The organism is Anaerolineae bacterium, from assembly GCA_035529315.1.
Classification (GTDB): Bacteria; Desulfobacterota; Desulfobacteria; order Desulfobacterales; family ETH-SRB1; genus Desulfaltia.
In genome coordinates this window covers 1-12,285 of sequence record DATKWZ010000004.1, presented here as the reverse complement: position 1 = coordinate 12,285, position 12,285 = coordinate 1, and the positions used below count along the sequence as shown (strand labels likewise).

Genomic DNA, 12,285 nt, shown 5'->3' with positions numbered 1-12,285 from the left:
GACGCTTCTATAAGCCCGTGCTTTTTAAGGTCAACCTGTTTGCAGTCATGAACGGGTATTAAAGACATTGTATTAAATTAGTTCCTTAAAATATATCTCACGCAAAGACGCAAAAGTTGTTTTTAATACTTATCACCTGATACTCGATTCAGCTCTGCATTTATCTGTGTAAGTCTGTGGCTAAATAGTTACGATCTTTTTCTTTGTCTTGGATACCAAGCCCAAATTAATAAAACAGCCGCTAATTTACAATGTCAAAATGCATATTATGAAACCTTCACTCAATTATTGTCATCACGAATCCCGATTAGAGCGGAGCAAAGCAATCTCATACCATATTATAAACCACAAAATTAGTAATCTATATCAGAATACCCTGACAGTGTTAAAAAAAATAGGGAAAAATATGACGCGGATTAAGATTGATTAACCCAACAGCGCCCAAACCTTTCCTCGCACCACGACAACCTATTGATATCGCATGAAATAAATTTTGTAACCATGAGGTTGGGTTAGGCGGTGGATTTAGGATCATGGTAAATATCAGGAAACTATATAATCACTTGTTCTGCCTCTTAGAAAAATATTTCTGACCTCTTGACTTCAAAATGTTACACGTGTATTATACGTGTAACATTTGAGGAGGTGCTTGCGATGCAAAAAAAACTTACAGTGACCATAGACGAAGAGGTCTATGACGGCTTACGGGCAGTCATTGGACCGCGAAAAATCAGCCGTTTTATCGAAGAGTTAGTTCGCCCTCATGTTGTCAATAAAGATATGTATGGTGCATATAAAGAGATGGCTGCTGATAGTGTCAGGGAATCCGAAGCCCTTGAGTGGGCCGAGGGCACATTTGGAGACTTAAACGATGAAGAGAGGTGAAGTGTGGTGGATTAACTTCGATCCTTCCGTTGGAGGTGAAATCCGCAAGCAGCGACCGGCCGTCATCATAAGCAATGATGCTGCCAATCATTTCCTTAATAGAGTCCAAGTCGTGCCCCTGACGAGTAGCGTTGGTAAACTCTACCCAAGCGAAACATATGTGACGTTTCGTGGAAAAAAGGCCAAGGCTATGGCCGATCAGCTTACCACAGTGAGCAAGAAGCGGCTAATTAATCCAGCAGGATCGATTTCCTCTACTGAGATGGAGGGTATAGGCCAGGCTATCACAATTCAACTTGATCTCTAAGGCAGAACGAATAAGGATAGATTGTGTGAGCGCAGCGAACCACAATCTTATCCGGTTGTTGGACAAGCCCTGTGTATCTACATATTCTGTATATAAGGAAATATCTTTTTTTTGAACAAGGGGTAGGAAGTGCGTTTTTAAAAAGCGCACTTTTTTCAAGGCGAGGGAGTGCCTTAACCTGTAATAGGCTTAAGAAATTATCTATTTCATAAAAGTTTTTTCCTCCTGTTTAAATGAATTGCAAGCCTTAGCCAACAAAAAGAGTTATCCTGGTTCCCGTGCAGTTCGACGAAATCCCAGAATAACCATGGGTGACTTACAGCAGGGACATAGCCGTACCCAGTCCCGAAGGTTAAATCTTAATTTCCAATCGTATTTGCAACTCCCTGCTTTAATTTTACCCATTTTCCGCTCGGAATCGCCTCAAATTTAAGAGATACTTTCTTGACCTGATATCAAGGTATAGGTTATATGAAAAAAGTTTAAGTTTTCATCTGATATATAATATTTAAAATTATCTTTAGTCTGTTTTTGAACCTCAAAAAGGAGGATCACGTGACCTGTTACTGGATTACAAAATAATAAAGCCCTGTTTCTTTTAGCAACATGAAGAAACAGGGCTTTTTGCTTCACAACCCTGGATCTGAAACCTCGAACGGAAAAAAACTCAGATGCTCTCTTTCTCTGTGATACAAACTCATAATCTGAGAAGCATTAAATAAAAACATTATTGTATTCTTGAAGATATAAACTTATAAACTAAAGGATGTCCCATAGATTTCAGCATGGAATGATGTAAATGGAATTGGCATAGAGCCAGGATATATTATAGAAATAGAAAACTATAATCCTGTCCCCGAACCTACCACAATGCTTCTTTTAGGCTCTGGATTGGTCTGGGTGATAGGGTTCAGGAGAAAATTTAAGAAATAAACGACTGAACAACATCACCCAAGAACGAAGGCAGGGCCAAGGGATTAAAAATGGAATGTACTGATTGTCACAGGGATGTTGATAGATTATATGACTTTACGTGGGAAGAAAATGAGTATATTATTTATTGTTGGAAAGATGGTGATAATATAAAGCATTTCATCGAAACTGGATTATGTCGGAATTGTTTGTTGAGTTACAATTTGACTAACGCGGTAGAAAGCTGGATAAGGAATAAAGTTGAGAAGGTGTAAAAAGGGGGCAAAGAGATTCTTCGCTTATCAAAAAACCCTTATATACCTAATCAATTACAAATATCGGCTAATAGCTGTATCTATTGACGCATTGCGGCTAAAGTTGCCATGAAGATGGGAAGCACTAAGGCTTACGGGATTTTCTTCGTAATGTCCGTGCGGCATTTTGTCAGGATTATGACTGCCAACCTCCACAACAAGAAATATCGCAACGATAGTGCAAACTGTGAAATTTACTTTTTTTCCCTTTTTTTTTCTTATGTCTTTTGGTTCCATTTTATTAAAATAAAACCATTAAGTCGCAATGTCAAGAAAGGCAAATCTCGATAAAGCAGGACTCCGTTTTACGATTTAGTTAGGAACTCATTCAATAAATTACTGATAGGATGGGATACTTTGTTAAAGTTAGATTTTAAGCAAGCCAGAGTATTGGCCGCAGGAATATAGTCATTTTTCCATCCTTCTCCTTACTGAATTTTTTTGACTTTTAGACCGAGGAATCGACACGCATGTCATGATACTTGCTTCTTCTTACATAATCAGACCTCAATTATTGGACAGACTTGAGGTTCATCATAATCAAGAGTCTATAACAACAAATTTCAGCCCCGACAAAATCCTGCCTTATACAAGTACGTCCATCCAATAATTCTGATTATGTAATCAGGAGCAAGTATCCCGCCACGCTCCTGCGGTGCTAATACCCCACGGTTTGTGCTTTCCCCACTATTTTAAATCAAAGAAATCCTGCGAAGATACCCTATTGCCTGATGCGGGGTAGTTAATTATCACTTGATTTTTTTTATTAAAGAACGGTAGAAAGGATTATGTTTTTATGATATCAGAAAATCGCCTTATAATTCCTTTTAGGCTTCCCAAATATAGGCAAATTACGGCAATGAAAATATCAAGCCAGGATGGGAAAAATATTCCCTTTATTACATTTGAAAGAGGAAAAGCGCTAACACTTGGCCCTGCTTATTTTTCTTTACCAGATGGAGGAAAAGAAGCTTTAGAGAAGGTTGTTAGAAATCTATATGAAAACCCCAATATCCTATTTGCCGAAACGTATTTACTTCAACAGCCTCACCACATACCAGCGATATTTCTCACTCCAGAATTTGAAGCTGAACTTCGGAATGCTGGGGCAGTTTCTGGTCCGCAAAATGATGGCATTATCTTACTCCCGCAAAGCTATCCAAAAGTCATCATGGAAGCAGAGGATGAAGGTTGGGTGAAAACAAAAATAATTTCTCGTCATTATCAAATGGAATATTCTAGTTTTGTTCATATTCCTGAAGGGCCAAGGATTCAAGAACGTAAAATTGATGCTGATATGGAAACAAAGAGAAAAGAGTTACGTTCTATTACTGACAAAGAACAAAAAATAATTGATAACAGCCCAGAATATTATAAGCTCGAGATTCGAATTACGGAGAAAACAAAAGGAAAATTCCAACTAGAAGAAATGAAAAGTGAGATGGGGAACATGTCAAAAATTGAAATTGGAAATTTCACTAATTATGGAAATGCCACTTTTGGGGACAAGAGTCCAATTATATCGCCAGATGTCATTGAGAGCCTTCGTGCTACTGTCCAAGCTCAGGAAACAACCGATAATTTTACCGAACAAATTAAAGGTACAATTATTGACGAACTAAAACAGTTTGCAGCAGGCCAAATTAGTAAAATATCTATCATGTCATTAAATGCATTAATTCAACTCGCTCCTTCCTTGAGAGACACAGCGGCACAGACTATTGATGCTCTATCAAAATTAATGGGCGGATAATCAGCCTACCGAATGGGTCAATATGAACGACCCCCCTAAATCTGATCTGAAATACGAAGGGAGAAGGTAATGAAATGTGATAACTGTGGAAGGACTGTTGATAGATTATACCAATATTTGATAGATAAAAATGATGAAGATTTGATAGGTAAAAATTATGAAGATGGAAATTTTGAATGGAGGCTTTATTATTTTGAAGAAAGAGACCCCACAGATTTAGAGTCGGTTCTGAAATATGGCAAAAAATGCCAATATAGTACACAGACCGGTGTTTGTAAGAAGTGTGTATTAAAATCTGATTTTAAAAAAATTATCAAAAATTGGATAGAAATATTTGTTGAGAAAATAAGATAAAAGGTTATTCATTACTGACAGGGGGAAAGAGAGACATAATCATATAAAATGCTGCTGCGGCATGACTTACTTATATACTTATGAACGTTATAACAGCATTAAGGCAGACATGTGAACCGATTATATGTTATAATTATTGTTATATTGTGCTTTACTGCCGTACCTGCAGCCGTAGCCGATGATATTATAAAGCATTATGATGAGGATCATAATATAACCGGATATACTGTGATAGATGGCAACAGGCAAACCCATTATGACAGATCGTGGAACCGTTTCGGATATACAACATCTGAGGAAACCAAAGATACTCATTATGATATAAATCAGAACCGGATCGGACATACTGAATGGGACAATGATAATACCGGCAGCCATTATGACAAAAACCATAATCGAACCGGATATTCCAAGAAATCTAAAGACAAAGAGGTCATATTTGACAAGTCCTGGAACCGGAAGGGCTATAAAAAGTAAAATTGAGATCTTCAGGAATCCTGGTATATAATAATTGTTGGACTAAAGGAGGAGAAGATATGAACTTTAAAAAAGCCATATCCTTTTTGCGCCGGTTGGCAGATTCAGAAGCATATGATCTTGATACTTATTCAAAGGTACATGCCCTGCTTGCTGGATTCTACAATGAGAGTCAAGATGAAAATGGCAGTATTATTGATTCGGCTTTAGCTGAAAAGATTGATGATGTCGAGATGTATTTTCAAGTACTTTGCGGTTTTGGTACAGACGAGTTTACTGAAGAGGCAGCCAGAAAGAATCTCCTTTCATCAATTGACAAGTTAGATATGATTGTTTCGGACAAGGGGCTTGGTCTTTCATCACAACGATAAATTTAACATTAAGGCTAATATCCGCTAATACTTCGACAATATATCCTATGTTCCCAATGGGTTGCTGTATCTGACGTCCAAAACAGGCGCAGGTCAACTTAATGAGGCTAACGAAAATCATGTATTCTTACAATTATGGATGGATAGTGTTTTTTATCGCTTGCTTTATTGTAGTTTGTATATTTTTAATTATAGCTATTCCCACATACCTAAAAAACAGGAAGGAAGTGGAGGAGCATATTCAATCTTCTATATCTGATGATGAAAAGACCATTCATAAACAAACATTGGGAGTTCATTATTTAGGGGGGCACCCACCCTTTGGTCCTTATTGCGAAAATGGTGATATGGTAATCACAGATAAAAGGATTTTTTTCTCTAACGTTGGCAATAAAAAAATCTTTAGTATTTCCTATGAAGACATGGTAGATATTTCTATGGAAACTAAAGAATCCTTGACAGTAACGCGTGTAATTCTTACCGGATTATTAGCACCTTTATGGAAGAAAAAAAGACCTTTTATATTAATTGGAATGAAGAATGATATTGGAAAAATAAGTAGCGTGGGTTTTGGCTTTTCTGAACCTGGCTTAGGATCTTCTTTTTGGCCTACGAGTCGTTGGTTTCAAGTTATTTCTGAGCAACGCTATGGCTTGCTTAAAAACAAAAAACAAGCCCAGGAAAAATAAAGGTGCGGAAAAAAGAAATGGCAATATTACCCGTGATATTGAAACCCTGCGGGTTTAAACGTGATGAGAACCTATCCTGCTTTCAGGCAATTAACCCACCTGATACTCCATTATTCAAGCTGAAATAATTGAGTTTGAAATAAAAAATAGGATTAAGTCCTGACAGTATTAAGACAGAGATGAACCGATTATATATTATAATCATTGCCATATTGTGCTTTATCGCTGTACCTGTAGCTATAGCTGGTGATATTATAAAACATTATGATGAGTATCATAAAATAAGCGGATATACAGTGATAGATGGCAACAGGCAGACCCATTATGACAGCTTGTGGAACCGCACCGAACATACCATATCTGAAGAAAACAAAAACACTCATTATGATATCGATCAGAACCGGATCGGACATACTGAATGGGACAAAGATGATACTGGGCACCATTATGACAAAAAGAATAGTCGAACCGGATATTCCAAGAAATCTAAAGACAAAGAGGTCATATTCGACAATTCCTGGAACCGGAAGGAATATAAAAAGTAAAATGGAGATGCTTCAGGAATCTTGGTGGTTCATGAGATGTTGTTGTAGTTAAAGCACCGGAAGTTTAGCCTTGGTTTATAAAAGGGAGAAGGATGGAATTGTGGGTGCTCCAGAAATAGTAATTCTTATAGTAATAGGTGTTTTGATTTTCGGCATAGTTTACATATTTAAAGGTGTAAGGAGAACTTCAAAAAAAGGAGTTAATAGACGAAGCTGTTTAGCTTGTGGATATGAAGGTGAAATGAAAACGTGGCTGTTGAACAACTCTGCTCCACAGTTCGTTGCCCTGCTTGGTTTACTGTTCTTCTTTATACCAGGACTGATATTTATCACTCTATCATGGGGTAAGTATAAATGTCCCCATTGTGGAGCGTTGGGAAAGAATCAGCCAATTAGCGATGTTATTAATTTTAAACAACAAGAACAAAAAAAATCAGCTACTAAAAAATGTCCCTATTGCGCTGAAAAGATTAAAGCTGAAGCTATAAAGTGTAAGCATTGTGGCTCTGATCTATCAAAATGATGGGGTATTTGCTAAAGGGATGGGGCGATAAGGACTGAAAATTAACGGCATTTAGAAAAACAAGGTTAATATTATGGAATTTTTCATTGTTGCCATTATTATGATAATTATAGCTGTTGTTATCGGACTTATAAATGGGAGCAAAAGAGGGGCTAAAATAAAAGCTGTATTTAAGTCCATTGGTTCTATCGAAGAAATACACTTACCTAAATACTTGGGTGGCTTTAAAAACGCTTCTGTTGAGCAGGATGATGTTTACTGCGCTATAACTGAATCAGATTTCGTGTTCCTTGCTAAATCAGACTTCGTGTCCCTTAATGCCTTTGGTTTCGAAACTGACAGGAAGTTTGGTAGTAAGGAAATTGGTAAAATCCCCAGAAATTCAATTAATGATATTATTTTAGAAGATAAATCTTTTGTTGCTCAAAGATTAACAGCCACAAGAATTTTAACTCTTGGAATATTTTCACTTGCGGCACCTAAAAAGCGAAAATATAAGGAATACTGTATTGTTTTCGATTGGGAAGATGAAAATTTTGTAAAACAGAACGTTGTTTTTGAATTTTCAGGTTATGGCGCGAATGAATCCTCCAGAAAAGCTTTTCAGTTTCTTAATAAGTATAAGAAACCAAAAATTCAGCGCTTAAAACCTGATGAAAAGAAATGTCCATATTGTGCTGAAATCATAAAAGTAGAAGCAAAAGTTTGTAAGCATTGTAGTAGAGATATTTAAATGCAAACTAATTTTTGGCATGGCATCCAAAAGATAAACCTTCCCCTATCCATGAGCAGAAATTTAGGATTCGATCTGATTTTTTTGAATTTTCCATGCTATTAACGCGATTATGCAATATATGGAAAATCTTCCACCTATTCTAACTGATAAGACGGACCGCTCGCTGCTGCTCGCTCGGCCTTCGGCCGTCCGTCCTATCGGCAATAATGAAAAAAGGAGTTACAAATGAAAATATTTACAGCAATCATAGAAAAATGTTCGGATACCGGGCTTTATGTTGGTTCTGTCCCTGGACTTCCGGGAGCACATTCGCAAGCAGAAACATTAGATGAATTAAACAAGAACTTAAAAGAGGTAATTGAAATGCTTCTTGAAGACGGAGAGCCAGAGTTTGAGGGTGAATTTGTTGGCACTCAAAACGTTATGGTGGCATAACCATGGGGACAGTACCGGTACTTAAACCTAATAAAGTTGTGTCTATGCTTGAGCGTCTCGGTTTTCTTGAAGTCCGGCAAAAAGGTTCTCACAAGCAATTTCGCCATCCAGATGGTAGGGGAACAACGGTGCCATTTCATACCGGCAGGGATATATCGCCTATTTTGCTAAAGAAAATCGTCAGGGACATCAGGCTGACTGTTGAAGAATTCTTGCAAAATCAGTAGAACTGCCAAATCGGGTGGCTGATAGTTTTTCTCCCTCAGCCACCACGGCACTCAGCATGAGGGTCAGAAAGAAAAGGAGGCAAGTATGCTCTTGATCCTTGCAATATATAACCGCTTTCTTCGGTATTGCTGAAAAGGCATAAAGGTCTTTAGCTGTTAATGTAGTTGAAAAAAATTTTAAAGCGCTGCCTTGCCCTGTCAAAGGCATTTGATGGAATTTTTGGTTTTGCAAGTTTGATTAGATCAGCGTCATCCTTTGAAAGTGCCTCTGCAAGCTGAATTTGAAAATCTGTCTTAATATCTTCAGTAATTTTATTTTCTGCAATTTCATGAGGCTTTATATTTCCTGAAGTTGCAGGCCCAAATGGCAGCCATTGCAGCTCTTTTTGGCTGAGATAATCGGCCAGCAGCTGCTCAAGGTAATTTATACAGCTTTTTTTGCTGATTTGATATGACCAGGTTTTAATATCCTCTTTATACGCGATGTGAAAGGTTATGCTGCTGTTTCCTATCCAATCCGAGGTTTCCTGACCTGCCATGCAGCACATGTAAAATAAAAGCGGCTGCAGAACATATTTATCCGGATCTTTTTTCGGCCTGTTTTCCGCTCCGGTCAATATCAGCGAATGCCATCCATTATCCTGGTCCTTCCACATCCACGGAATCTGGCCGTGAAGTTCAACTGTGCGGGAAATAATTTCATCTGCTGTATTTATACAGTTAATCGTCATTGCAAACGGCTTAAAATGCTTAATGAAAAGTCTGTCTGCCCGTGCATTGTAATCATCGAGCTGGTCTCCAATAATAACAGATCTGTACAGATTCTCTGCCGACTCCATCTGCTTTAGAACCAGCGACAGGGTAGCGCATCTTAAAGATACATCCTTTTCAAGCTCGCTTTTATCTATTAAAGCAAATAGCCCTTCCGGTGTTTTGCTTTGACGCTGAAAATTATCATAAACATTTTCAAAAAGATCTTCTGGTTTTTGTCTTCCCTCTCCTATGTTTTCAACAGAAAATATTGAATCCACCCACAAATTTAATGTCTCAACCTTTAAATTATAATCTATTGGAAATTCCGAATAAAAGGGTTCATCTTCCCTGACGGCGATTTCCTCTATGTCTTTTTCTTCATCAAAAATACCAAGATGCAGTTTCACGCTCTGGTTTACCGGATCCAGCAAATAACTTTTCAATTGTTTTAAAGTAATTTTTTCAGCAATTATGTCTTCATCTTCAGCAGCCTCGATCTCATGTTTAAAGTCAGGATAAAATGCCGCGGCATTGTTTAAGTCGTTTTTTAAGGCCTTTTCCTTAACCTTGTCCCATAAATTGTTTTCCCTGTAATACGCTATCCTGTCAGCCGTTGAATAGTTTACCATCACATCAAAGCGGTCGTTTATACTGTCTTTGTCAAGATACCTGTTACTGCTGCCCTTTAAAGGAATTTCCGCAACCTGAAACAACTGTGCGTCCAACAAGATTTTACTCTCAACATACCTGCGTAATTGATTGACCACCGAGCATGGCTGAAGGATGCGGTCTTTTTGCAGGTCCTTTGAAATATAGCTGATATACAGCTTGTCACGTGTAGAAAGCAGCATTTCAAGGAAGATATAACAGTTGCGTTCCGGCAGGCTGATATCGCCTATCCGCCTTTTAAGCAGCCTGAGATCCAGTGATGAACTTTCCGCTTTCCCGGGGAATGAGCCTTCTTCCATTCCCAATATATAAACTATCTTAAAAGGTATGGGGCGCATCGGCTGCATCGCGGAGATTGTGACCCCGCCGGTCAAATAATCGCCACAACCTCCTGATATTGAGCTTAAGCTGGATTTAATAAATTCTTTAATCACCTCTATACCAAGCCTTGAGTCTTTATCATCTTCACTGACAGCGTCATAAAATTGCAGGTTGTCCAGCGCATTAATAAGAGAATGTTTAACCTTTGTTTCTCCTGCAAGGTCCGAAGGTATATCCAGCAGTTCATCACATGCTTCTACAAACCGGCTCTTCCACTCCTTCCCTGACAGCATGACATTATTCAAGTCAAGGGCAACATTATGCAGCTTTTCAATTACAACGCAGAATTTTTCCATTAGATCAACATTGCCTGAGTTTAAATCAAAATACGGAACAATGTCCTGAAAGTGTTTAAAGCTGTCTGAAACATCTCTTTCCGATTCCGCGGGATTTGACATAATCCTTGACAGGCGCAGTCTCTGGAGCCCCTGTTTCCAAGTATAATAAGGGCTTTCACAATAACCTTTTTTCTTTTTTGAAATTTGGTCAAAGTCATGAAATATGTTTAATTCCTGAGCCCAGCATGCCCATATCCTTATTTCCTCAAGCCCTATCTTCCACTTGCTCATGAAACAGGGATTTAAAATCAGATCAAAAACCTCTTTGCGTGAAAATCTGCCTGTGGCAAAATTAAAAATAGACAAAACCCCGCGGCCGAATATGCTTTCTATCTCAGCATGTGAATCAACAAGATTATATGAGATAGATTTTGGAGATCGATTAAAAACAGAGTCAAAAACAAACTTATATTTTGATATATCCGGCACAAGGATTGCGATATCGGTTAGCTGCAACCCGTTATCCTGCTCAAGATTATATAAGATGCTGTTATATACTGTCTCAACTTCCCTGTATATGCCGGGGCATGCGACAATTTGCAAAGACCTGTCCTGCTTTAGCCCGGCTTTTTCAGAAGGAAGGGTCAAAATATCGCTTTGGATTCTCTGTAGCACCGTTGCAGGGGCTTTTTCTTTTGCAAAGCAGGCATTAAAATCATAATCTGTCAGCTCACATAAAAGCCGGATGCTTTCCCGCCCTGGTTTTCCCCATAAGGATAAAAGCTCATTATCATCCCGGCCTGAATCATCATGGCCTGACAGCTCCCCCTGATGCAGCTCTGCACGGGTAATTCGAAGTTTTTTTACCCCTTTTCTTTCAATCCATCTTTTTTCCTGGGGTGTTTTGATATCTTCCCAGAACTCACGGGATGGATTAAAAGCATATATAAATATCTCATAATAGCTGCTCAGACGTCCGATAAGCTGCAGATGAAAAGGAGAAATCTGGGACAGTCCGAAAAAATGCACAAAATCTTTTGCATTGCCGGCAACTGCCTTTTCTTTACTTTCCCCAACAAGAAGCCTGTCTGCATATTCCATCATTGAAAGATAGAGGATGTGGGAATTATGGAAAAGTTTATTCCGCAATTCATCTGCCAGCAAATATAACTTTTGCTGGCACAGTTCCATACCTTGGGGCAACATCTTGTTTTCACGCCATTTCTGAATCATATCCCAGCGATGAAATTCATATTCCTGAAACAGACCGGCGAATTTTTCTGAAAGCTGCCAGAGCCTTGCGGCATAATCCGGCCTTTTAATATTATCAGGATTGAGGAGATAATGGTTTATCGGTTTGAACTCAATTTTGTTTTCATCGAGGTTTTGCAGTGCATAAAGCAGCAGCATCTGCAAACAGTCTTTATCAAGTAGCTTTGGTAGCTTTGGATTTACTTTTTCATCATCCAGATTGGCCAACAAACACCACAGACCTGTCTCTAAAAACTGAAAATCCATATTCATGCAAACAGACCGTTTTCGCGCCAGCATAACCTGCAGCCACTTTACAAGATTGGCATTGGGGGCAATTACAAACGGGGCTTTAAACATGTTTTCCTTGCGCCTGTTTTCCAGATCAACTATTGCCGCAAATTGATCTGCCAGTTTATCCAAAC

The 12,285-nt window shown here is 38.4% G+C and carries 13 protein-coding genes and 1 pseudogene; 12 read left to right on the top strand and 2 right to left on the bottom strand.

Translation table 11 applies throughout. The annotated features are described in order from the left end of the window. Positions 1-654 precede the first annotated feature (654 nt). Both VMW78_00775 and VMW78_00770 read left to right on the top strand, forming a co-directional pair. Complete coding sequence (locus VMW78_00775; protein ID HUV49544.1) at positions 655-885, top strand: addiction module antitoxin; 231 nt, start codon at positions 655-657, stop codon at positions 883-885. Continuing rightward, complete coding sequence (locus tag VMW78_00770) at positions 872-1,192, top strand: type II toxin-antitoxin system PemK/MazF family toxin (GenBank protein ID HUV49543.1); 321 nt, start codon at positions 872-874, stop codon at positions 1,190-1,192. The genes VMW78_00775 and VMW78_00770 overlap by 14 nt, the downstream gene beginning before the upstream one ends. A 1,241-nt stretch (positions 1,193-2,433) precedes the next feature. Here VMW78_00770 and VMW78_00765 read toward each other — a convergent pair. Beyond that, the gene (locus VMW78_00765; GenBank protein HUV49542.1) at positions 2,434-2,655 is read right to left on the bottom strand and encodes a hypothetical protein; all 222 of its coding nucleotides are present in this window, start codon (positions 2,653-2,655) and stop codon (positions 2,434-2,436) included. Between the two features lie 559 nt (positions 2,656-3,214). Between VMW78_00765 and VMW78_00760 the strand changes: the two genes are divergently transcribed. From VMW78_00760 to VMW78_00715, 10 genes and pseudogenes are all read left to right on the top strand, one after another. Beyond that, positions 3,215-4,171 (top strand): hypothetical protein, encoded by a 957-nt coding sequence (locus VMW78_00760; GenBank protein HUV49541.1) that lies wholly within the window; start codon positions 3,215-3,217, stop codon positions 4,169-4,171. Between the two features lie 69 nt (positions 4,172-4,240). Continuing rightward, positions 4,241-4,525, top strand: a complete 285-nt coding sequence (locus tag VMW78_00755) for a hypothetical protein (protein ID HUV49540.1) — start codon at positions 4,241-4,243, stop codon at positions 4,523-4,525. Between the two features lie 111 nt (positions 4,526-4,636). Further along, complete coding sequence (locus VMW78_00750; GenBank protein ID HUV49539.1) at positions 4,637-5,002, top strand: hypothetical protein; 366 nt, start codon at positions 4,637-4,639, stop codon at positions 5,000-5,002. Positions 5,003-5,061: 59 nt separating this feature from the next. After that, positions 5,062-5,373 carry a hypothetical protein gene (locus VMW78_00745; protein HUV49538.1) on the top strand — a complete coding sequence of 104 codons (312 nt, stop codon included), beginning with the start codon at positions 5,062-5,064 and terminating at the stop codon, positions 5,371-5,373. A 119-nt stretch (positions 5,374-5,492) separates the two neighbouring features. Continuing rightward, a complete protein-coding gene (locus tag VMW78_00740) occupies positions 5,493-6,062 on the top strand; it encodes a hypothetical protein (protein HUV49537.1) in 570 nt (189 codons plus the stop codon). Between the two features lie 179 nt (positions 6,063-6,241). Further along, positions 6,242-6,607: a hypothetical protein gene (locus tag VMW78_00735; GenBank protein HUV49536.1), complete on the top strand. Its 366-nt coding sequence runs from the start codon at positions 6,242-6,244 to the stop codon at positions 6,605-6,607. Positions 6,608-6,980: 373 nt separating this feature from the next. Then, positions 6,981-7,121, top strand: a pseudogene (locus tag VMW78_00730) (zinc ribbon domain-containing protein). Positions 7,122-7,203: 82 nt separating this feature from the next. Beyond that, the gene (locus tag VMW78_00725) at positions 7,204-7,863 is read left to right on the top strand and encodes a zinc ribbon domain-containing protein (GenBank protein ID HUV49535.1); all 660 of its coding nucleotides are present in this window, start codon (positions 7,204-7,206) and stop codon (positions 7,861-7,863) included. Positions 7,864-8,091: 228 nt separating this feature from the next. Continuing rightward, positions 8,092-8,301: a type II toxin-antitoxin system HicB family antitoxin gene (locus VMW78_00720; protein ID HUV49534.1), complete on the top strand. Its 210-nt coding sequence runs from the start codon at positions 8,092-8,094 to the stop codon at positions 8,299-8,301. A 2-nt stretch (positions 8,302-8,303) separates the two neighbouring features. Continuing rightward, a complete protein-coding gene (locus VMW78_00715; protein ID HUV49533.1) occupies positions 8,304-8,528 on the top strand; it encodes a type II toxin-antitoxin system HicA family toxin in 225 nt (74 codons plus the stop codon). 149 nt (positions 8,529-8,677) lie between these two features. On the opposite strand, the gene VMW78_00710 is transcribed toward VMW78_00715, so the two are convergent. Then, a partial coding sequence (locus tag VMW78_00710; protein ID HUV49532.1) for an exodeoxyribonuclease V subunit gamma occupies positions 8,678-12,285 on the bottom strand: 3,608 nt, incomplete at its 5' end.

Excerpts from the sequence above, each read along its gene's own strand:
- VMW78_00775 (HUV49544.1), top strand. The coding sequence starts at position 655 with ATGCAAAAAAAACTTACAGTGACCATAGACGAAGAGGTCTATGACGGC.
- VMW78_00770 (HUV49543.1), top strand. The coding sequence starts at position 872 with ATGAAGAGAGGTGAAGTGTGGTGGATTAACTTCGATCCTTCCGTTGGA.
- VMW78_00760 (HUV49541.1), top strand. The coding sequence starts at position 3,215 with ATGATATCAGAAAATCGCCTTATAATTCCTTTTAGGCTTCCCAAATAT.
- VMW78_00735 (HUV49536.1), top strand. The coding sequence starts at position 6,242 with ATGAACCGATTATATATTATAATCATTGCCATATTGTGCTTTATCGCT.
- VMW78_00725 (HUV49535.1), top strand. The coding sequence starts at position 7,204 with ATGGAATTTTTCATTGTTGCCATTATTATGATAATTATAGCTGTTGTT.
- VMW78_00740 (HUV49537.1), top strand. The coding sequence starts at position 5,493 with ATGTATTCTTACAATTATGGATGGATAGTGTTTTTTATCGCTTGCTTT.
- VMW78_00745 (HUV49538.1), top strand. The coding sequence starts at position 5,062 with ATGAACTTTAAAAAAGCCATATCCTTTTTGCGCCGGTTGGCAGATTCA.
- VMW78_00715 (HUV49533.1), top strand. The coding sequence starts at position 8,304 with ATGGGGACAGTACCGGTACTTAAACCTAATAAAGTTGTGTCTATGCTT.
- VMW78_00755 (HUV49540.1), top strand. The coding sequence starts at position 4,241 with ATGAAATGTGATAACTGTGGAAGGACTGTTGATAGATTATACCAATAT.
- VMW78_00765 (HUV49542.1), bottom strand. The coding sequence starts at position 2,655 with ATGGAACCAAAAGACATAAGAAAAAAAAAGGGAAAAAAAGTAAATTTC.
- VMW78_00720 (HUV49534.1), top strand. The coding sequence starts at position 8,092 with ATGAAAATATTTACAGCAATCATAGAAAAATGTTCGGATACCGGGCTT.